The sequence below is a fragment of the Mucilaginibacter sp. A3364 genome, assembly GCF_059690715.1.
In genome coordinates this window covers 2301763-2321685 of the sequence record NZ_JCAWED010000001.1, presented here as the reverse complement: position 1 = coordinate 2321685, position 19923 = coordinate 2301763, and the positions used below count along the sequence as shown (strand labels likewise).

The following is a 19923-nucleotide window of genomic DNA, read 5'->3' as shown; positions in this document are numbered from 1 at the left end:
TTTATTTAATACAAAAAGCTTTAAATGGTAACCTTCACAGCGGATTGCAAATCCGCAACTCTCAAGTCCGGGATAACAGATCCGGACTAACATGAAAATATCCACTTTTGCCCGCGGGCGATGGCGCAGGTGTAGCGCCGTATGCGTAGCACGCTACAGTGCTACACCTGGTGTAGCGCGCTACAGCGCTCATTGCCAGATGCTTGATTTTTTTGGTGGCGCTGTTTTGTCGGAAGTCACTCCCAGATGATCAAAGTATCAAATACAGATTCTCTATACTTTACAAGGCTGTCTATATTATTGATTAAAGGCAAATCGCCATAATGATTGCCGTGTTGGTCGTAGATTTTAAATATTTTATTCCTAGCCAACTTGTCTGGACGTTTTTGGTAACTCTCGCAAAGGCATAGCGCAAGTTTGTTATTTTGAGCGTCTTCTATTTCATAATTTAATTGTTCGTCATCGCTGTAATTGAATTTTACGACACAATTGCCAAATGCCAAAGTCTGTGTGATGTTTCTTTTAATAATTGGTGTAATAACCAAATACCCAATCACTATCAAAGCAAGTATACCCAACACAACAGCCGCTGTTTTTCGCTCTTCCATAACTTTTTAATTAATACCCGAAATTTTAAATGGTAACCTTTATCGCGGATTACAAATCCGCAGCTCTTAAGTCCGGGATCACAAATCCGGACTAACGTAGGAGAGACTTACCAAGTTTTTAAAACTTCGTAAGTCTGCTTATCCGCAGTGCAAGCCTTTTGTAAAAACTTTTCCTCCCTCAATTTGCTCTAACAATAAAGTGCAATTAAAACGCCATTTTTGCTACCCATGAACAGGCTACAAAACTCCACCTCCCCATACCTCCTGCAACACGCCAACAACCCGGTAGACTGGTACCCCTGGGGGCCTGAAGCTTTACAAAAGGCACAGGACGAAAACAAGCTGATATTGGTAAGCATAGGTTACTCAGCTTGCCATTGGTGCCATGTAATGGAGCACGAAAGTTTTGAGGATGAGAGCGTGGCCGCTGTTATGAACGAGTATTTTGTTTGTATTAAGGTGGATAGGGAAGAGCGGCCCGACGTTGACCAGATATACATGAGCGCGGTGCAGCTGATCAGCGGTCGTGGTGGCTGGCCTTTGAACTGTATTTGCCTGCCCGATCAGCGGCCTATTTACGCTGGTACCTACTTCCGCAAAAACGATTGGACAAGCCTGCTGTTTAACCTGGCCGATTATTACAAGCAAAAACCCGAAGACGCGCAGGAATACGCCACCCGTTTAACCGACGGCATTCAAAAATACGAAACCATCCCCTTCATCGCCGAACAACCCGAATACACCAAAGCCGACCTGGATACCATTGTAAACAACTGGAAAAAGTATTTTGACAGGGTAGAGGGCGGCCTGGGCACCGCGCCTAAGTTTATGATGCCCAATAACTGGCAGTTTTTAATGCGTTATGCCCATTTAATGCATAATGATGAGGTAGCCGGGCTGACGAAACTCACCCTGCAAAAAATGGCCTACGGCGGTATTTATGATCATGTGGGTGGTGGTTTTGCCCGCTACTCGGTAGATGGCTTGTGGCATGTGCCGCACTTCGAAAAAATGCTGTATGATAACGCTCAGCTGATAAGCCTGTATGCCGAGGCCCAGACCTGGAACCCAGACCCGCTGTATCAACAAATAGTAGCCGAAACTATCGACTTCGTAAAACGTGAGCTATCATCACCCGAAGGGGGATTTTACTCGGCTTTAGATGCTGATAGCGAGGGCGTAGAAGGTAAATTCTATACATTCGACAAAGAAGAGATACAGCAGATATTAGGTATAGAAGCCGAGCTGTTCTGCATCTATTACCACATAACCGACGAAGGCAACTGGGAAGAAGAGCAAACTAATATACCGTTTAAACGCGGCACAGACGAGGCACTGGCCGAAGCCATTGGCATCCCGGTAACGGAACTATTGGAAAGCATTTCCGCCTCGCGCCAAAAAATATTCAACGCCCGCGCCAAACGCGTACGCCCCGGGCTGGATAATAAAATACTGGCATCATGGAACGGCCTCATGTTAAAAGGCCTTTGCGAAGCCTATCGCGCATTCAATAACCCGGAATACCTGGAACTGGCCCTGAAGAACGCCGACTTCATCATGACCAGCCTCATTAAAAACGGTCAGATATCCAGAGTGTATAATTCAAGTAGCCAGCAAGGGGATAGTGCGCAAGGTAACCCTCCCCCTCGGGGAGGGCAGGGTGGGGTCGCCGGCGGAAGCGTCGCTTTTTTAGACGACTACGCCCACATCATCGAAGCCTTCATCGCCCTGTACGAAGTAACCTTCAATGAGCAATGGCTGCAACATGCCGTAATGTTAACCGATCATGCTATCGACCACTATTACAACGAAGCAGGCGGCGTATTTTATTATACCGATGATCAGGAACAACTGATAGCCCGTAAATCAGAAATTATGGATAACGTTATCCCATCATCAAACTCGGTAATGGCGCGCAATTTAAAAAAGCTGGGTTTGTTGTACGATAACGAGGAATATCACAATATTTCGGCCCAGCAACTGCGCAATATTTTGCCGCATATGGCTAAGTATGGCTCGGCTTATTCTAACTGGGGTATGCTGTTACTGGATGAGGTTTTCGGGGTGAACGAAGTAGCAATAACAGGGCCGGCTGCCGAAGCTTTCCGCAAGGAACTGGAAAAAACTTACATTCCGGATAAAATAATGTTGGGCGGTACGCAAGGAAGTTTACCTTTGCTGCGCGACAAGTTTGCCGCCCACACGCAAGTGTTTGTTTGTAAGGATAAAACCTGCAGCCTGCCTGCCGATAATATCGCGGCAGCATTAAAACAAATTAAGGGCTAAAACCTTGTATTTATAAAAGCGACGGTACTTTGTAGTGCCGCTAATTACGAAACACAAAAACATAAATAATGAAAATTGAAGCACAGCACGTAGTGTCATTAACTTACGACCTGTATGTTGACCAGGATGGTACCGAGCAATTGGTAGAAAGCGCTACGCAAGAACAGCCATTAACTTTTTTATATGGCGTAGGCCAGATGCTACCAAAATTTGAAGAGCACCTGAGCACCCTATCAACCGGCGATAATTATGATTTTACTTTATCTGCCGAAGAAGGTTATGGCGAATATGATGATGAAGCCGTAGCTAACCTGCCGAAAGAAATGTTCCAGGGTGCCGAACAAATGCCGGCCGTAGGCGAGATTTTGCCGTTGCAGGATAACAATGGCAACCGTTTCCAGGGCCAGGTAGTATCGGTTACCGAAGATTCGGTAATTGTTGACCTTAACCACCCAATGGCTGGCCAGTCGTTACACTTTAAAGGTGAAATATTGAACGTTCGCCCGGCTAACGCCGAGGAATTGTCGCATGGCCACGCACATGGTGCTGATGGTCATCACGCGCACTAAAACTCTATAAATAAACAGAAAGCGTCATTGCGAGCGAGGAACGAGCGTGGCAATCCCCGAGTAGCAGATATACTTTATGCTTATCATGTCGGGGATTGCCACGCTATTGCTCGCAATGACGCTTTTAGATTATTATATATCCGCTTCACCCTTAGCATTAATATAACATTGCACCATGATGCGGCTCATTATGGGTTCGCCGTTAAGGGTGGCGGGCAAAAATTTCTTGTCCTCTTCGGTAAAAGGTTCGGTGCCTACGTTTTGTATGGTTTCTTCGCCATCAAACAGCATGTGTATCTTAAAATCGGCCAGGCGACCTAAAGGGCTCACCAGTATTTCCATCACTACACTAACTTCGCCGGCATCAACTATCTGTAAACCTTTGGGCACCCTAAACAAACGCAGGTAAGGCAAATAGCCATAATAGCGCCCGCCTATACGTACCGGTTTGGTCGATCTGTCGCTATCCCGCAGTTCGCGGTCAACAAAATAACTAAAGTTTGACCGCGCGCCTTCCCGCTCTTCAAACACCAGTGTATTATCATCGTAATTAAATACCTGTAATAACTTTTGATCTGTGCCAAAGAAGCGCCATACGCCGGTTTTTGCATCATTTTTAAAATTGCCGGTAGCCACAGCTACATTACCGTTAAACAAAGCTCTATACTGGCCTTGTTTTATTTGTTTGTCGGTTTCAATAATGGTTTGATAGCGCTCCTGCACCATGCCGGTAAGGTTACTTTTACGCTCAATAACTTTTTGGGCCAGGGTATTGCCGGCGTAAAGCAGGCTAAATAATAGGATTAGTAATTTATTCACGGGTTTATTTTGTATTGATGGGCAATATAGCCGTAATCTTCAATTTTTAATAACGGCTTTTTGCGTTGCTGTAATGTGTTGGCTGTAAAATATTACATACGCGTTGTAATTGTAGCGCTTAGATGCTTAAACTTGTACATCACCAAAACACAAAAACAATGTCTGCCTCAACACCTACCGAACAACCTTTTAAATCCGTCCGTTTTTCCGAAACTACCATAACCGAATTGATGATCCCATCATACTCCAACTTTGGTGGTAAAATACATGGCGGTATTTTGCTGTCGCTGATGGATAAAGTGGCCTATGTTTGCGCAGCCAAGCATGCAGGCAATTATTGTGTTACGGCATCAATTGATACGGTTGATTTTTTGCAGCCGGTAGAAGTTGGCGAACTGGTATCCTTCATCGCGTCGGTAAACTATGTGGGTAAAACTTCCTTAGTTGTGGGTATTCGCGTTGTATCCGAAAACATCAAAACCAATACTGTAAAACACACCAATACCAGCTACTTTACTATGGTAGCCAAGGATGATGATAATAAACCGGCGCTTATACCGGGACTGATACTGGAAACACGCGATCAGGTGCGCCGCTTTGTGGAGGCCAAACGCCGAAAAGAGATCAAGCAAACTTATAAACAGGAAGTGGGTAATATTACCGTACCGGATGGCTTTGATGAATGCGAAAATTTATTAATTGGAGAACGGGTAATTTTAATCAATAATTAACGTTTAATCACAAATGGTTGTGCTTTTTATAAAAAATAAAAAACTGTAACAAGTATTTTATTCATATATTACAATCCAATTACAAACTTGATTTAAACGAAGATTTAATCCCAAAAAATACTGAATGGCATTTTTAAACAATGTGCTGGAACCACCTGCTTATGGATGGACGGACGAGAACGGTGAACTGGCAAAACCAACCCCTAAACAAATTTTCAAAGAGTTTTTTTCGAGGCTGAATGTCTTCCGGGATAAAAAAAACTGGCTCAGCTTTATGAGCTGGATGATGATAGTGGTGCTAACACCCATGCTATTATTGTTCTTCTTCAAATATTTCACCATTAAATTATTGATAGTTGCCTTTGTGTATAGCATGATCATTATGGGTACGCATGGTACAATTTGGCACCATAGGTATTGCACGCATGGTGCTTACCAGTTTAAAAATGCTTTCTGGCGTTTCTTTACACAAAACCTTACGCTAAAAATGATCCCCGAAGAGATCTACGCTGTATCGCACCACGTGCACCACGCGCTGTCAGACAAACCGGGCGACCCATATAACGCTTCGGGCGGCTTTTTATATTGTTTCCTGGCGGATGTGAACCACCAGCCCATAGCCCGCAACCTGAGCGAGAAGGACTATAACTGCTGCGTGAAGCTAATGAAGCACACCGGTGTTAAAGTGAACACATATACCCAGTACCAAAAATGGGGTACGCTGGCTAATCCTTTCCACACGCTGATGGGCGTTGCTTTAAACTGGGGTTTTTGGTTTGTGGTATGTTACCTGTTGGGTGGTTTTGGTTTGGCGTTCGCGGTATTTGGCGCAGCCGGATTTTGGGGCGTAGGTGTACGTACCTTTAATTACGAGGGCCACGGCAAGGGCGAAGATAAACGCCGCCACGGTATTGATTTTAACCGCGAGGATATGTCAATAAACCAGGTTTGGCCGGGTATTGTAGCCGGCGAATGGCATAACAACCACCACCTGTATCCAAACAGCGCCCGTTCGGGCTTTAAGCCTTGGCAGGTTGATGGTGCCTGGTACTACATTAAATTTATGAGTATGATAGGCGCCGTAAGCTCTTATCGTGATAATAAAGCGCAGTTTTACGCGGAATATTATGATCCGCACATAAGCGGCATTGAAGCTGCCAAACCCGAGGTTGTAAAAGTGCACGATCTGGAAGAGGCTTTGCTTGTGGTGAAGTCTATGTAGAAGATTTTTTTTGAATAAGAAAACAGGCCCGGCTATTGTCGGGCCTGTTTTGTTTTAGTCCCGGGAAGTCGTATTCAAAAATGCTTAGTAACTAATTTATATGTATGGATAATTTTATGAATAAGTTTACTAAGTTTGGGCGCACTGAAAAAGCTGCATTGGGGTTTAATGCCCCCGGATTCTGAACAGGATCAACCGATTTAGTACATAGAGACAACGATAACAAACTGCCTGTTAGTTCTTCCCGGATTTTGCAGGTAGGTAAAATACCTTATGAAGTTAAGATTAGGAATGATTGGCGGCGGCCAGGGTGCTTTTATTGGTGCCGTACACCGTATAGCGGCCCGTATTGATGGAGATTATGAACTGGTATGCGGCGCGTTTAGCAGCGATGCCGAAAAGTCAAGAGCAAGTGGTATTGAGCTGGGTGTTGCTGCCGATAGGGCCTACGCATCGTACGAAGAACTTATAGAAAAAGAGAAACAATTACCCGAAGACCAGCGGGTACAGGTAATAAGCATAGTAACGCCAAACCATGTGCACTTTGGGCCAACCAAAATGGCGCTCCAAAACGGCTTCCACGTGGTGCTTGATAAGCCGATGACGTTTTCGCTAGCCGAGGCTAAAGAATTGGAGAAAGTGGTTAATACCAGCGATAGATTATTTTGCTTAACTCATACCTACACGGGCTACCCTATGATAAAAGAAGCCAAACAGCTGGTTAAAGCCGGTAAAATTGGCAAAGTGCGCAAGGTGTATGTAGAATATCCGCAAGGCTGGTTGAGCAATTTTGTGGAAGGGGGAGATAATAAGCAAGCCACATGGCGTACAGATCCGGGTAAAAGCGGTATTGCTGGTGCCATGGGCGACATTGGTACACATGCCTTTAACCTGATGGAATATGTAACCGGTTTGCAGGTTACACAGCTTTGTGCCGATATTAACGTAGTGGTTGAAGGCCGCCAATTGGACGACGATGGCGCGGTACTCATTAAACTAAATAACGGCGCAAGCGCGGTACTAACGGCAACCCAGGTAGCCACCGGCGAAGAGAACAATGTGCGCATCCGCGTGTATGGTGAAACGGGTAGCCTGGAGTGGCAGCAATGGGACGCGAACACCTTGCTGGTTAAAATGGATAGTAAGCCATGGGAGGTCTATCGCACCGGCGGTAAATATGTATCTTCATTTGCTACGCATAACACCCGTACACCTGCCGGGCACCCCGAAGGATATTTGGAAGCATTTGCTAACTTGTACCACAATTTCGCGCTGAGTGTGCAGGCACAAATTGAAGGCAAAGAAGCAACACCCGAAGCTTTGGATTATCCGGGCATTGGGGAAGGCGTGCGCGGTATGGCATTTATTGAAAATGTAATTGCCTCAGGTAAATCAGATTTAAAGTGGACACCATTTAACGTATAAAAACCAATTATGAAAACAATAAAAGGCCCCGGAATTTTTTTAGCCCAATTTTTAGGCGATACTGCGCCGTTCAATACTTTAGAAGAGATCTGCAAGTGGTCGGCCGGCTTAGGCTTTAAAGGCGTGCAGATACCAAGCTGGGCAACCAGCTACTTCGACCTGCAAAAAGCCGCCGAAAGCAAAACCTACGCCGACGAGATCAAAGGCCTGGTAAACAGCCACGGCCTTGAGATCACCGAACTATCAACCCACCTGCAAGGCCAACTGGTAGCTGTAAACCCTGCTTATGATGACCTGTTTGACGCCTTTGCACCCGATGCAGTAAAGAAAAACCCCAAAGCACGCCAGGAATGGGCAGTGCAACAATTAAAATATGCGGCTAAAGCTTCGCAAAATTTAGGATTGAACGCTGCGGCTACCTTTAGCGGTGCCCTGCTATGGCCAACCGTTTACCCGTGGCCGCAACGCCCTGCAGGTTTGGTAGAGACAGGTTTTACCGAACTGGCTAAACGTTGGTTACCTATCCTTGACGTTTACGAAGAACACGGCATAGACCTTTGCTACGAAGTACACGCCGGCGAGGACCTGCATGACGGTATAACTTTCGAGATGTTTTTGGAGAAGGTGAACAACCACAAGCGTTGTAACTTATTGTATGACCCGTCGCACTTTGTGTTGCAGTGCCTGGATTATCTGGAGTACATCGATATCTATCACGAGCGTATCAAAATGTTCCACGTTAAGGATGCGGAGTTTAACCCAACCGGCAGGCAGGGTGTATACGGCGGTTACCAGAATTGGGTTGACCGTGCGGGCCGTTTCCGTTCATTAGGTGATGGGCAGGTTGATTTTAAATCCATATTCAGTAAAATGGCGCAGTATAACTTTAGTGGCTGGGCCGTAATGGAGTGGGAGTGTGCCCTTAAACATCCGGAAGATGGCGCCAAAGAAGGCGCGGTTTTCATCAAAGATCATATCATTCGCGTGACTGAGAAAGCGTTTGATGATTTCGCTGCCGCAGGATCAGACGAAGCGTTTAACCGTAAATTATTAGGCTTAGATTAATTTTTTGCGCTGCCGGTCAATGCTGATTGGCCGATATTCAGGTGGTTATATTTTTAAACATTGTAGGCGCATTGTTTAAAAATATAACCACTTTGTTTTTCAACTTATTAAAGCATTAGTTTATATTTAGCCAACCATTTTATAAACTAAACTAAAAAAACACAATGCAAATTAATCGTACCCAACTATTCAGGGCAAGTTGCTTGTCGCTGTTAGTTACGTCATTGTCCTTTGGTATCCGTGCGGGTATTTTGGGCAAGCTTGGCGAAGATTTTCAGTTAGATAAGGCCCAACTGGCATCTATCACCGCTACCGCATTTTATGGCTTCCCGATAGCCGTTGTTGTAGGCGGTTTTATTGTTGATGTTATTGGCATGAAACGCTTGCTGGTGCTGGCTTTTATATTCCACCTGGCCGGCATTTTATTAACCATATTTGCCGGGGGCTTCTGGACGTTGTACATATCTACCTTGCTGGTTGGTTTGGCCAACGGTACAGTTGAAGCGGCCTGTAACCCACTGGTTGCCAGTTTGTATACTGATGAGAAAACCACCAAGCTTAACCACTTTCACCTGTGGTTCCCGGGGGGGATTGTGATAGGTACGCTGATCGTTACGTTCTTTAACCAATTTGGCCTGAGCTGGCAGATACAGGTAGGCATGATGCTTATCCCGACTGTTATTTACGGTTACCTGTTCTCCAAACTGGATTTCCCGGTTACCGAACGTGTGGCCTCGGGGGTAACTACTGCGGGTATGTATAAAGCTGTGGCTAGTCCGCTGTTTATATTTATGTTTATTTGCATGTTTGGTACTGCTATTACCGAGCTGTTTACCGGCCAGTGGATAGACGTGTTATTGAAAAACGTATCAGAGAACGCGTTGTTATTATTAACCCTGGAAACAGGTGTTATGGTATTGGGTCGCGCCTTTGCCAAACCGGTGCTTAAATTGTTCACCCCACAAACAGTGTTGTTGATATCGGCCATATTAGCCGCAACGGGTTTATATATGCTGAGCCATACCTCGGGTGCTACTATTTTTGCGGCAGCCGTGATATTTGGTATGGGCGTATGCTTTTTCTGGCCAACTATGCTGGGCTTTGTTAATACCAACATACCGGCCAGCGGTGCATTAGGTATGAACCTGATGGGTGGCGCAGGCATGTTCGCGGTATCTGTTTATACCATATTTATGGGCGATTTTTACGACCGCATTGTTAAGGAAGCCAATGGCGACAATACCTTCGCGGGGCGTGAGGTTTTGAACGCGACACTGATCATTCCATGTATATTGATCGTGGCTTTTGCCGGCCTGGTTATATACATGAAAGGCAAAGCCAAAAAGGATGCAGCTGCCGTGCAGCTGTAGTATTTTAGCTTAAAAACATAAAAAAAGGCGATAAGGATAAACTTATCGCCTTTTTTTATGCACATAAGGGTTAAATATTCGTTACACGAGGCTAATCCTAACGGGATATTGCTATTTTTAGCCCCTGTGTTTTTAAACCAATTTTAAACTAATATAAATGAATACTACTACTAAAATTAAATTGTCATTAATGATGTTCCTGCAGTTTTTTGTGTGGGGAGCGTGGTTTGTGGCTCTAGGTCCATTTTTAGCAAAAAACCTTAGCGCTTCCGGTGCCGAGATAGGTGCTGTTTTCTCTACTCAATCATGGGGAGCTATCATCGCTCCGTTCATTGTTGGCTTAATTGCTGATAAATATTTTAATGCAGAAAAGATACTGGCCATATTACATGTAGTTGGTGCCGTATTAATGTACCAAATGTATAATGCCACAAGTGTCGACGCATTTTACCCTTATGTTTTGGCTTACATGATATTATACATGCCAACTCTGGCACTGGTAAACTCGGTATCGTTTAACCAGATGGTTGATCCTGAGAAGCAGTTTTCGAGTGTTAGGGTATGGGGCACCATAGGCTGGATAGTAGCCAACATTTTAATAAGCTTCATCCTGCGTTGGGATTCTCCTGAATCAGTTGACCAGGGGCTACTGAAAAATACTTTCCTGATGGCCGGTGCTTCGTCATTGCTGTTAGGTTTATTCAGCTTTGCTTTGCCAACTACGCCACCAAAATTAAAGGGCCAAAAAGTTACGATATCGCAGTTATTGGGTTTAGATGCTTTGAAATTGTTGAAAGACTGGAACTTCTTCGTGTTCTTTATTTCGTCTATTTTAATCTGTATCCCACTGGCGTTCTACTACTCAAACGCGAGTAACTACCTGATAGACCTGAAAGTTGAACAGCCTTTATTAAAAATGACCATCGGTCAGTTCTCCGAAGCAGCATTTATACTTGCTTTACCACTATTCTTTAAACGGTTTGGTATTAAATGGACTATCCTGGTGGGTATGTTAGGCTGGGCCCTGCGTTATTTATTGTTTGCCTACGGTAACGGCGGCGAGTTAAGCTTTATGCTGATATTAGGTATTGCTATGCACGGTGTTTGCTATGATTTCTTCTTCGTGGCCGGCCAGATCTATACCGACTCGAAAGCTGGTCCACAATACAAAAGCGCAGCTCAGGGTATGATAACCCTGGCAACTTATGGGGTTGGTATGTTAATTGGTTTTTACATAGCCGGTTTAATATCTGACGCGTACAACAGCCCTGCCGGCCATGACTGGCATACCATATGGTTAATACCTGCCGGTATAGCCGTTGCGGTAATGGTGTTGTTTATTTTGTTATTCAACGATAAATCAAAAGCGGGCAAACATGTTGCATAAGGTTTAGTGTTATATCATTATACAGGTAGTGATGGGTTTTAAACCCATCGCTATTTTTGTTTATATTGGCTGGTGATATGAGTGCTGCTATACAAATAAACAACATCCACAAAACCTTTAATGCCGGCAAACCTAACCAGGTAAATGCTGTAAATGGTGTAAACCTCAGTATCAACGCGGGAGAGTTTGTGGTAATTGTAGGTTCAAACGGTTCGGGAAAAACAACGTTGCTGAACCTGATTTCGGGCAGTGTGTTGCCAAGCTCGGGTAGTATCAGTATTTATAATACGGATGTAAGCAAACTGGCCGATCATGACCGCAGTAAATGGATTGCCCGCGTGTTTCAAAACCCCATGAGTGGTACGGCGTCGGAGTTAAGTATACTGGATAACTTTCGCCTGGCGGCTATACGCACCAAGGACAAGGGTTTAACTATTGGCGTTAACGAGGCTTTTAAGCAGCAGGTACGCAATAAAATAGCTACGTTGGGCATGGGTCTCGAAAATAAGATAGAACAGCCTATGGGCACGCTTTCGGGCGGACAAAGGCAGGCGCTTACCTTGTTGATGAGTGTGATGGATGATTGTAAAATACTGTTGTTGGATGAACCTACCGCCGCCCTCGACCCACGCTCGGCTGATGTGGTAATGCGTACTGCTAATCAACTTACTGAACAGTTTAAGCTTACCACTATACTGGTAACACATAACCTGAAAGATGCGCATACTTATGGTTCCCGAATAATTCAAATGGTCGAAGGCACTATTATTAAAGACCACGATGCAAAAGGAAAAGAAGCGCTAAAGCAGAATGACCTGTTTGAATGGTTTGGGTGATAGGTAATAAGTGAGTGAGAGAGTGGATTTGCGTTAGTGATAGGAAGGGTTTAGCCCCGACGAAGGAGGGGCCGAAGCGATAGCGGAGCCCTGGATAGCACGGGCCGAAGGCAACGCCATAAAAGTGATTAGAGATTATAGGTTAGTTTCTTTCCTGTTTTACTATTCAATCATTACCTGTTAAACCTTCGTAGTAACATTTATTACATTCTTATAAACGAACAATTAACGACAGTACACACGCACACACAACTAATCAACTATCGGGGCCAAGCATGAGTGCAAAGGCCTTTACGCTCACCCTTCGACGGGGCTCAGGGTGACACCCTTCTTTTTTCTACACGCAATACAACAACAACGACGGCAGGCTATCACGCCAATCAATAATTTATTAGCCCTATAGCTATAGCGGCAAAGAATATATCCTTTACTCAATCACTCATTCCATCTAAACAAAATTTTGGCCCCATTCTTGTATTCATCAAAGCACTATGATGAACAACAATTTCCAAAATATATTTGATGCGTACCAACTGGTTAGTGGTGCAAAGATCAAGGGCAAAAAGCAAGACGAGATATTTGAATTGGGCGATTATGATGCTACTAAGCGCGCATATACGCTTTACCCTACAGATAACGGTGTACGCTATGATGATTTTAGCGTGGCCGTATCTGAAACAGAACTGAAAAATAACTTTATGATAGCCGTTGTAGCTATTGACAGGAAAGCTGCTTAACGCAGGCTTAATACCCGCTCATTTTTACATTGTTATATTTTTTTGCATCTTTGTAAAAAAATATAACAATGCTATTTAAAAGATCATACTGCAAACACCAAATGGGGCCTATTGCGCCGCAGCAGGATGGTCGTGCCCTGGCACTAACTCTCCCGCACTTCGTATAGCGAGTACCGCTTACACATTAATTTTTATTTTTTTAATACAGGCCCTCGTTTATTGAGGCTAATTTTTATAATTTTTTATGGACACTTTTTACACTGTCGAAGAGAAGTATTTACAGGCAGTTGATGAATTGAGCTATGGCGAGACCCCTAAAGCGTTACGATTACTGAACGAAATTGTAGCAAACGATAATGGTTACGCCCGCGCGCATTACCAGCTTGGCCTTGTATACTATTATAATATGGAAGATTATCAAACCGCAGGTTATCACTTTAAATTGTGTATTGATATTGAACCATCGTTTCCGGATGTTTATGTGCATTATCTTAAACTCATTGTGTTTTTAAACATGCACAAATTGGTTAACAATGTTGCCCAGCAAGCTTTAGCTACGCCGGGTGTTAATACTGCAGCGATATATGATTTGCTTGGCTTGTTTGCCGAGAAGCGTAAGCGCTGGGATGACGCCCTGGTAAACTATCAGCATGCTTTATTGGATGCCACTAACAAAATTGAGGTTGATGATATTGAAGAGAACATTGCACGCGTAAAAGCCAAGCAACAGCAACTTGCAAAGTACAATTATTTATTAGCATAAAACGGGTGCGGGAGCTATTTCCGCACTCTGCTAAAACGTTTTTAACGAAATATAATTCTGTTTATTATATATTAATTAAAATTATATTTTACATCTGCATGTATATACAAAGTATTTTTGTAGCGATTGATTAAACCCTGCTGTTTTTTGATAGTCATAAGTGTATAAAATTTATGAATATGAAAAAGATAGCTTTATTATCAGCAATAGCGTTAAGTGGCTTATTTATCAATAGTGCAAAAGCGCAGGTATTTCAAATAGGTGTACAGTTTGGCGGCGGCATGAGGCCGGTTGTTCAGGCATCAGTAGCTGCACCGGTTGCCGCAGTAAGTTATGCGGATGACTATTATTATTTGCCCGAGGTTGACGCTTATTATAGCAGAGCCGACGAGGAATATTACTACAATGATGGCATAACCTGGGTTGCTGCCCCGTATTTACCGGGTGCTTACCGCAACTATAACTGGCGCAATGTGCGTAGGGTTGAAGTACATGCTTACCGCCCATACTTAAATGCCCGCGTATACCGCGAAAGATACAGAGGTGCCGCTTTTGACTGGGGACGCTACGAACGTAACCAAATGGCCCGCCGTTATGATGTTAGGGTAGACCGCTCACGCCCTGAACCTAGATTTGATAACCGTGCTTACGGCCGCAATGATAACCGTAACGATAACCGCGGCTACAACCCACGCGGCAGCGAACACATGGACAGAGGATATAACGGCCGTGACAACGACCGCAACTGGCAGCAAGACCGCAACGGACGCGGCAACGATGACCGTAAAGGCCGGGATGATAACAGAGGCGGCAGAGGTGATGACCGTGGCAGAAGCAATGTTGGCGAAACCCGTTTTGCCAGCAACAACGGCCCGGGTTCATTCGGCCGCGGCAGATAAGCGCAATTTCCCCCATCATATATTATGCAATAAAGCCACCGCTTGGGTGGCTTTGTTGTTTTATGAGGAAATAAGCTGTCATCCTAAGCGTAGTTAAGGATGACTAACGTTTATATTTTTAATATTCACTTGCCTTATTCAGCATCTCCACCGTTTCTTTATCCAAATTTAAATCAACAGCCTGTGTTATTTGTTTAAGCTGCTCAACTGATGTTGCACTGGCTATAGGTGCGGTAATACCGGGGCGGGCAATTACCCAGGCTACGGCAACGGCAGCCGGTGTGCTTTTGTATTGCGCGGCAACTTCATCTAACGCGGCTAAAATACGATAGCCACGGTCGTCCAGGTATTTTTTAACGCCGCCGCCGCGTGCACTTTTCTTCAGGTCATCCTCGCTGCGGTATTTGCCGGTGAGGAAACCGCTGGCCAGCGAGTAATAGGTTATTACGCCTACATGGTTTTCTGTGCAAAATAGTTCCAGCTCTTTTTCGTAGCCTTCACGGTCGTACAGGTTATACTCGGGTTGCAAGGTTTCGTAACGGGCAAAGTTATTGATGTGGCTTACCTGTTCGGCCATGCGCATACGGTCGGCCGTGAAGTTGGACGCGCCTATGGCGCGTACTTTGCCTTGTTTAATCAGTTCGGTAAAAGCGGCCATGGTTTCTTCCAGCGGTGTGCCTTTATCGTCATCATGTGATTGGTAGAGGTCGATATAATCGGTCTGCAGGCGCTTTAACGATGCTTCAACAGCCTGGGTGATATAGGCCTTTGATAGCCCTTTTTTATCTTCGCCCATGGGCTTACCTACCTTGGTAGCCAGAGTGATCTTTTCGCGCTTGCCGCTTTTTTTGAGCCAGTTGCCTATAATGGTTTCCGATTCGCCGCCGGTATTGCCGGGTACCCATTTGGAGTATACATCGGCAGTATCAACCAGGTCAAGCCCGCTATCAACAAAAGCATCCAGCAGGGCGAATGATTCCTGCTCGTTTGCTGTCCATCCAAAAACATTGCTGCCAAAGGCGAACGGCCTTACCACAATGCCCGATCGGCCAAGTTCTCTTTTTTCCATATTTTAAAAATAGCGCTTAGGCGTGAACTTTGTCAACCTGTTCGGCCAATTCATCAACCCAGCCCGATAGGTAGGGTTCTGTACCGTCAATGCGTTTCCAGATGCCGTCGGCTTCTTTAGTGATCACCAGGTGCAGGGTGTCGTCAATAGAAGTGAATTGATAGGCGTTGCGATAGCCGCCATGGGTTATGTGTTTTACGATGCCGCTAACAGTGCCATCCGAGCCTGTTAACTGTGCGGTGAATTGTGCTTCCATAAGATAGATCTATATATAATATTGTATAAAGATAAACGCTTGTAAGGTGTTTCTGTTTGCGGCCTCGGTCATGTTTACGTAAGGAATATATTATATTTACCGCTATGGAGCAGGTAACGCCGGATGTACAGGTACTGATAGATATTGTGAATACCAAAATGCCTTTCGGGAAGCACCAGGGAGTATTGATCTGCGATTTGCCGGCTTATTACCTGGAGTGGTTTAAGGCTAAGGGCTTCCCGCCGGGAAAACTGGGTATGCTGCTATCAACTACCTACGAAATTAAAACCAACGGACTGAATACTTTGCTGGTGCAGATCAGGAAGGCATATCAAACACCTAAGCGATAATATTACATAAACTGTTTCGGCCGCTGTTTTTGCCCGGCTAGTTCTGCCAGTTCATTTATCCGCTTTTCGCGTGTTTCCGGCCGTTTGGCGGTTGTTATCCAATGCAGCATCATTTTCTTTACAGATTTGCTCAGGCTTTCAAAATATTGTGACGAGCCTTTGTGGGCCTTGAAGGCTTTGGTCAGATCCTTGGGGATGGTTAGCTCTTCCACCTCATCCAGTATAACCCAGCTGCCGTTTTGTTTTGCTGTCGCGATGGTAGCGTGGCCTGCCGCTGTCATCAGGCCATCGGCTATCAATTGTTCTATTTTAGCTTTGTTGATCTTTGACCATGCGCTGGTAGGCTTGCGCCTGCCGAAGTATTGCACAAAAGTTTCCTCATCAACTGATCTCCTTACGCTGTCTATCCAGCCAAAGCAAAGCGCTTCATCAACGGCGTCGCTCCAGGATAGTGTAGGTTTACCGGATGTTTTTTTATACTGTAATAACCAAACAGATTGCTCTTTATCATGATTTTGCTGCAGCCATTCGCGCCAGGCCGCACGGCTGGTGGCGTAAAACGTTTCAACATCTTTTTTAAACTGGGCCATCGCAATTAAAAGTATGTAATTTATTTTTTACATGATGAAGAATCGCCATATTTAAACCCGGCGGGCTTATCACAGTCTCAAATCAAAACCGAATCATGAAACATATATTCTTACTCGCTTTTATCGTACTATTTGGGCTTAACGCCAACGCGCAGGGAAGCTACAGCATAGGCGGTATTGTTAAAAATACCAAAGGCGAAAGGCTGCAATCGGCCACTGTGTTTATTGCCGGGTCGCAAAAGGCGACCGCTACCACTGCCAGCGGCGAGTTTGAGTTTAATGGCATAGCGCCCGGCACTTACCAGGTTGTGGTGAATATGCTGGGTTATGCTTCGGTCAAGCAAAATGTTATTGTAAAGGATGGCTCAGCATCGCTTAATATAGTACTTGCCGAGAAAGCTATTGCTTTAGACCAGGTAACTATCGGATCGGGCGCGAAGAAATCGGAATACCTGAAAACTTTCCTTCGTTATTTTATGGGGGATTCGCCCAATGCTAAGGCTTGCGTGATTAAAAATCCTGATATTATAGATTTTGCCACCACAAAGACCCTGCTTACCGCTACTACCGATGATTTTTTAGAAATAGAGAATAAAAACCTGGGCTATACCGTAAAGTACCTGCTGCGCACTTTTCAATATGATAATGCGATGGACAGAACTTATTACGACGGCGAATCGGTATTTGTACCCATGACCGGTACCCCGAAACAACAACAAGTATGGGAGGCCAACAGGGCCAAGGCTTATGAGGGTTCGTTTATGCAATACCTGCGTGGTATTTATGATAATACCAGTCGCGAGCAAGGTTTTTTAACTTATGTAATTGTTAGTCCGGCTTTACCTATCATGATAAAACCCAACCCTGTTTACCCGCTGCAATTGATAAAAAGGCTGGACAGTAATTTTGTGAATTTCTCCTACAAGCAGCGCCTGTATGTAGAGTATAATAAAAAGAAAGCCGCCAAAGAGGACAAGTTATCAGACCGCGAGAATATTACCATTGACCTGGCCGATATGGGTTCCATGTTTGCCATAGATGCCGATATTGATAAACGCGGTAGTTTTACCAATTCGCGTAGCCTGCTATTGCAAGGCTACTGGGGCAGCCGACGCATTGGCGACCAATTACCGATAGAATACATTTACACTCCGCAGAAAAAGTAAAGACAATCAAAGCTTAGTGAACCAACCCTTTTTCCAGAAAATAATGATCTGGATAAAGCCAATAATGCCCATACCTATCAACGCATAAATATAGCCATTGGGCGAGTACAATTCGGGCATATTATCGGGCATTACCCTGTTGGTAACGGGGTCAACTTTGGCGAAGTTCATGCCGTAAATACCGGCTATGAAGGTTAGTGGGATGAATATGGCCGATATAATGGTGAGTACCTTCATGATCTCGTTCATGCGGTTGCTAACCATGCTTAGGTAAAGATCTATGATAGAGGAGGTGATCTCCTTGTAATTCTCCAGCAGGTCCATTATCTGCACGCAATGGTCATAGGCATCGCGCAGGAAGGGTTTAACTTCGGCTTTTATCAATCCGTTATCAGCCCGTAACATCTCGTTTATCTTATCCCGCTCCGGCCATATAGCACGGCGCAGAATAATAAAACTGCGTTTAAGTTGCTGGGTATCGTACATAATGGTTTTATCGGCGTGGGCGTAAAGCCGATCCTCCACAGCATCTAACGTTTCACCTATCTGCGCCAGCATAATAAAATAATGGTCGAGCACGGTATCGCTCAGCGCGTAGAGCATATAGCTCGGGCCCGCGGTACGGATGATACCTTTCCCGCTGGCCAACCGGGCCTTTACTGCATCAAAATAATCATCATGCGTTTCCTCAAAGCTGATGATCATATCATCTTTGATCAGCGCCGAAAACTGGCAGTTGATCAATTCCTTTTCGTCATTAAAGCGTATTATTCGGCTTACCGCGAAGGCATATTCATCGTAATCATCATACTTGGGGCGTTGGTGGGTGTTTACAATATCCTCTAACACCAAGGGGCTTACATTTAAATGCGTACCTATATCGTTAAACAATTGCGCGTCGCCCAGGCCCTGTACCTGTATCCAGTGGGTATGCTTGGTGCAGCTTTTAAGTTGTTTTATAGCAACTTTAATATCCTTCCCTTCAGAAGTTATCAACTCATCGGCATTATATGAGTAAACCTTAATAATAGGCTTCAACGCTGCCTCATCAATATTGATGGTGCCGGGGCGCTCGCCCACGTTGCGTTTTATAGCTTTGTAGGCTACTTTTTTAATGCCGTGTTTCATTTACAAATAGTTTATAGTTTGTGGGCCCTGGTTAAACAACAGATCCACAATACTCAGGTTTTTTAAAAAGCCCTGTCTATCCTCAAATACCTGAAAATACGGCTTTTGTTCGTAATTAATTTCTTTTTTCGAACTCATGGCATGGCGCAGGTCGGCTACGCTGGCCGGGTAGGTAGCTTCGTAGGTTTCGGTATGTTGCAGGGGCGTTTGTATTTTTATGCACTTAAGCAATAGCTGCAACAATTGTTCATTATAGTCAAACAAGTATTCAAAATGCTTTTCATAAAACGGTTTAAAATCATCCTCATAATACTCAAAATAAGCCGAGCGGCGATAGCATGACTCTAAACTCATCCAATGCGCGCGCTGCCACCTAAAATCATAGCTTATCTTTACATCCTTGCTTTTGGTATGCACTTTTGAGCCTTTTACCACCGGTACCACTAAGCTTAACATACCGTCGGGCGAATAGATATTGGCCCGGTTGCGGTATGTTTGTTTTGGGAAGTGTTCTTCGCTTTCAAACAGTATATCAGGCTTATAATTATTTAGTTGTGAGAAATAAGCCACCGGCGGAAGATAAAACATTGGCAGTACAGCACCTTTTTCAATCATATATTTTATGTTTGCAGATAAAACTCGACGAA

21 protein-coding genes are annotated in these 19923 nt (G+C 44.5%); 14 read left to right on the top strand and 7 right to left on the bottom strand.

The window, feature by feature from the left end; all coding sequences use genetic code 11:
- Positions 1–236: 236 nt before the first annotated feature.
- Positions 237–608 carry a hypothetical protein gene (locus AC59JT_RS10365; protein WP_497398454.1) on the bottom strand — a complete coding sequence of 124 codons (372 nt, stop codon included), beginning with the start codon at positions 606–608 and terminating at the stop codon, positions 237–239.
- Positions 609–836: 228 nt separating this feature from the next.
- On the opposite strand from AC59JT_RS10365, the gene AC59JT_RS10360 reads away from it, so the two are divergent.
- Positions 837–2894 carry a thioredoxin domain-containing protein gene (locus tag AC59JT_RS10360; protein WP_497398452.1) on the top strand — a complete coding sequence of 686 codons (2058 nt, stop codon included), beginning with the start codon at positions 837–839 and terminating at the stop codon, positions 2892–2894.
- Between the two features lie 68 nt (positions 2895–2962).
- Positions 2963–3463, top strand: a complete 501-nt coding sequence (locus AC59JT_RS10355) for an FKBP-type peptidyl-prolyl cis-trans isomerase (protein WP_497398450.1) — start codon at positions 2963–2965, stop codon at positions 3461–3463.
- 132 nt (positions 3464–3595) lie between these two features.
- Here the strand turns inward: AC59JT_RS10355 and AC59JT_RS10350 are convergent, their stop codons facing one another.
- Positions 3596–4282, bottom strand: coding sequence for a hypothetical protein (locus AC59JT_RS10350; protein WP_497398448.1), 687 nt, complete (start codon positions 4280–4282; stop codon positions 3596–3598).
- A gap of 158 nt (positions 4283–4440) precedes the next feature.
- Here AC59JT_RS10350 and AC59JT_RS10345 point away from each other — a divergent pair, with 158 nt between their 5' ends.
- From AC59JT_RS10345 to AC59JT_RS10300, 10 genes are all read left to right on the top strand, one after another.
- Positions 4441–5013: an acyl-CoA thioesterase gene (locus AC59JT_RS10345; RefSeq protein WP_497398446.1), complete on the top strand. Its 573-nt coding sequence runs from the start codon at positions 4441–4443 to the stop codon at positions 5011–5013.
- Between the two features lie 124 nt (positions 5014–5137).
- Positions 5138–6235, top strand: coding sequence for a fatty acid desaturase (locus tag AC59JT_RS10340; RefSeq protein ID WP_497398444.1), 1098 nt, complete (start codon positions 5138–5140; stop codon positions 6233–6235).
- Positions 6236–6508: 273 nt separating this feature from the next.
- Positions 6509–7660, top strand: coding sequence for a Gfo/Idh/MocA family protein (locus AC59JT_RS10335; RefSeq protein WP_497398442.1), 1152 nt, complete (start codon positions 6509–6511; stop codon positions 7658–7660).
- A 9-nt stretch (positions 7661–7669) separates the two neighbouring features.
- Entirely contained in the window at positions 7670–8725 is a 1056-nt protein-coding gene (locus tag AC59JT_RS10330) for a sugar phosphate isomerase/epimerase family protein (protein WP_497398440.1), read from the top strand.
- A gap of 164 nt (positions 8726–8889) precedes the next feature.
- Positions 8890–10095, top strand: a complete 1206-nt coding sequence (locus AC59JT_RS10325; protein WP_497398438.1) for an MFS transporter — start codon at positions 8890–8892, stop codon at positions 10093–10095.
- A gap of 157 nt (positions 10096–10252) precedes the next feature.
- Positions 10253–11482 (top strand): MFS transporter, encoded by a 1230-nt coding sequence (locus AC59JT_RS10320; protein ID WP_497398436.1) that lies wholly within the window; start codon positions 10253–10255, stop codon positions 11480–11482.
- Positions 11483–11559: 77 nt separating this feature from the next.
- Positions 11560–12318 (top strand): ABC transporter ATP-binding protein, encoded by a 759-nt coding sequence (locus tag AC59JT_RS10315; RefSeq protein ID WP_497398434.1) that lies wholly within the window; start codon positions 11560–11562, stop codon positions 12316–12318.
- Positions 12319–12809: 491 nt separating this feature from the next.
- Positions 12810–13055, top strand: a complete 246-nt coding sequence (locus tag AC59JT_RS10310) for a hypothetical protein (RefSeq protein WP_497398433.1) — start codon at positions 12810–12812, stop codon at positions 13053–13055.
- 244 nt (positions 13056–13299) lie between these two features.
- Complete coding sequence (locus AC59JT_RS10305) at positions 13300–13818, top strand: tetratricopeptide repeat protein (protein WP_497398431.1); 519 nt, start codon at positions 13300–13302, stop codon at positions 13816–13818.
- A 179-nt stretch (positions 13819–13997) separates the two neighbouring features.
- Positions 13998–14717 (top strand): hypothetical protein, encoded by a 720-nt coding sequence (locus AC59JT_RS10300; protein ID WP_497398429.1) that lies wholly within the window; start codon positions 13998–14000, stop codon positions 14715–14717.
- A 118-nt stretch (positions 14718–14835) separates the two neighbouring features.
- On the opposite strand, the gene AC59JT_RS10295 is transcribed toward AC59JT_RS10300, so the two are convergent.
- Positions 14836–15786 carry an aldo/keto reductase gene (locus AC59JT_RS10295; protein ID WP_497398427.1) on the bottom strand — a complete coding sequence of 317 codons (951 nt, stop codon included), beginning with the start codon at positions 15784–15786 and terminating at the stop codon, positions 14836–14838.
- Between the two features lie 16 nt (positions 15787–15802).
- Positions 15803–16042, bottom strand: coding sequence for a hypothetical protein (locus tag AC59JT_RS10290; protein ID WP_497398425.1), 240 nt, complete (start codon positions 16040–16042; stop codon positions 15803–15805).
- Between the two features lie 104 nt (positions 16043–16146).
- Between AC59JT_RS10290 and AC59JT_RS10285 the strand changes: the two genes are divergently transcribed.
- A complete protein-coding gene (locus AC59JT_RS10285) occupies positions 16147–16392 on the top strand; it encodes a DUF3820 family protein (protein WP_497398423.1) in 246 nt (81 codons plus the stop codon).
- A 2-nt stretch (positions 16393–16394) separates the two neighbouring features.
- Here the strand turns inward: AC59JT_RS10285 and AC59JT_RS10280 are convergent, their stop codons facing one another.
- Positions 16395–16982, bottom strand: coding sequence for a YdeI/OmpD-associated family protein (locus AC59JT_RS10280; protein WP_497398421.1), 588 nt, complete (start codon positions 16980–16982; stop codon positions 16395–16397).
- Between the two features lie 95 nt (positions 16983–17077).
- Here AC59JT_RS10280 and AC59JT_RS10275 point away from each other — a divergent pair, with 95 nt between their 5' ends.
- Positions 17078–18148 (top strand): carboxypeptidase-like regulatory domain-containing protein, encoded by a 1071-nt coding sequence (locus AC59JT_RS10275; protein ID WP_497398419.1) that lies wholly within the window; start codon positions 17078–17080, stop codon positions 18146–18148.
- 6 nt (positions 18149–18154) lie between these two features.
- Here AC59JT_RS10275 and corA read toward each other — a convergent pair whose 3' ends face one another.
- Both corA and AC59JT_RS10265 read right to left on the bottom strand, forming a co-directional pair.
- Positions 18155–19276 (bottom strand): magnesium/cobalt transporter CorA, encoded by a 1122-nt coding sequence (gene corA, locus AC59JT_RS10270; RefSeq protein WP_497398417.1) that lies wholly within the window; start codon positions 19274–19276, stop codon positions 18155–18157.
- Positions 19277–19891, bottom strand: a complete 615-nt coding sequence (locus AC59JT_RS10265) for a WbqC family protein (protein ID WP_497398416.1) — start codon at positions 19889–19891, stop codon at positions 19277–19279. It lies immediately after the preceding gene.
- Positions 19892–19923: the final 32 nt, after the last annotated feature.

Bases quoted from the DNA above. Each gene is read 5' to 3' on its own strand.
- AC59JT_RS10365 (WP_497398454.1), bottom strand. From the start codon at position 608: ATGGAAGAGCGAAAAACAGCGGCTGTTGTGTTGGGTATACTTGCTTTG.
- AC59JT_RS10360 (WP_497398452.1), top strand. From the start codon at position 837: ATGAACAGGCTACAAAACTCCACCTCCCCATACCTCCTGCAACACGCC.
- AC59JT_RS10355 (WP_497398450.1), top strand. From the start codon at position 2,963: ATGAAAATTGAAGCACAGCACGTAGTGTCATTAACTTACGACCTGTAT.
- AC59JT_RS10345 (WP_497398446.1), top strand. From the start codon at position 4,441: ATGTCTGCCTCAACACCTACCGAACAACCTTTTAAATCCGTCCGTTTT.
- AC59JT_RS10340 (WP_497398444.1), top strand. From the start codon at position 5,138: ATGGCATTTTTAAACAATGTGCTGGAACCACCTGCTTATGGATGGACG.
- AC59JT_RS10335 (WP_497398442.1), top strand. From the start codon at position 6,509: ATGAAGTTAAGATTAGGAATGATTGGCGGCGGCCAGGGTGCTTTTATT.
- AC59JT_RS10330 (WP_497398440.1), top strand. From the start codon at position 7,670: ATGAAAACAATAAAAGGCCCCGGAATTTTTTTAGCCCAATTTTTAGGC.
- AC59JT_RS10325 (WP_497398438.1), top strand. From the start codon at position 8,890: ATGCAAATTAATCGTACCCAACTATTCAGGGCAAGTTGCTTGTCGCTG.
- AC59JT_RS10320 (WP_497398436.1), top strand. From the start codon at position 10,253: ATGAATACTACTACTAAAATTAAATTGTCATTAATGATGTTCCTGCAG.
- AC59JT_RS10315 (WP_497398434.1), top strand. From the start codon at position 11,560: ATGAGTGCTGCTATACAAATAAACAACATCCACAAAACCTTTAATGCC.
- AC59JT_RS10310 (WP_497398433.1), top strand. From the start codon at position 12,810: ATGATGAACAACAATTTCCAAAATATATTTGATGCGTACCAACTGGTT.
- AC59JT_RS10305 (WP_497398431.1), top strand. From the start codon at position 13,300: ATGGACACTTTTTACACTGTCGAAGAGAAGTATTTACAGGCAGTTGAT.
- AC59JT_RS10300 (WP_497398429.1), top strand. From the start codon at position 13,998: ATGAAAAAGATAGCTTTATTATCAGCAATAGCGTTAAGTGGCTTATTT.
- AC59JT_RS10295 (WP_497398427.1), bottom strand. From the start codon at position 15,786: ATGGAAAAAAGAGAACTTGGCCGATCGGGCATTGTGGTAAGGCCGTTC.
- AC59JT_RS10290 (WP_497398425.1), bottom strand. From the start codon at position 16,042: ATGGAAGCACAATTCACCGCACAGTTAACAGGCTCGGATGGCACTGTT.
- AC59JT_RS10285 (WP_497398423.1), top strand. From the start codon at position 16,147: ATGGAGCAGGTAACGCCGGATGTACAGGTACTGATAGATATTGTGAAT.
- AC59JT_RS10280 (WP_497398421.1), bottom strand. From the start codon at position 16,982: ATGGCCCAGTTTAAAAAAGATGTTGAAACGTTTTACGCCACCAGCCGT.
- AC59JT_RS10275 (WP_497398419.1), top strand. From the start codon at position 17,078: ATGAAACATATATTCTTACTCGCTTTTATCGTACTATTTGGGCTTAAC.
- corA (WP_497398417.1), bottom strand. From the start codon at position 19,276: ATGAAACACGGCATTAAAAAAGTAGCCTACAAAGCTATAAAACGCAAC.
- AC59JT_RS10265 (WP_497398416.1), bottom strand. From the start codon at position 19,891: ATGATTGAAAAAGGTGCTGTACTGCCAATGTTTTATCTTCCGCCGGTG.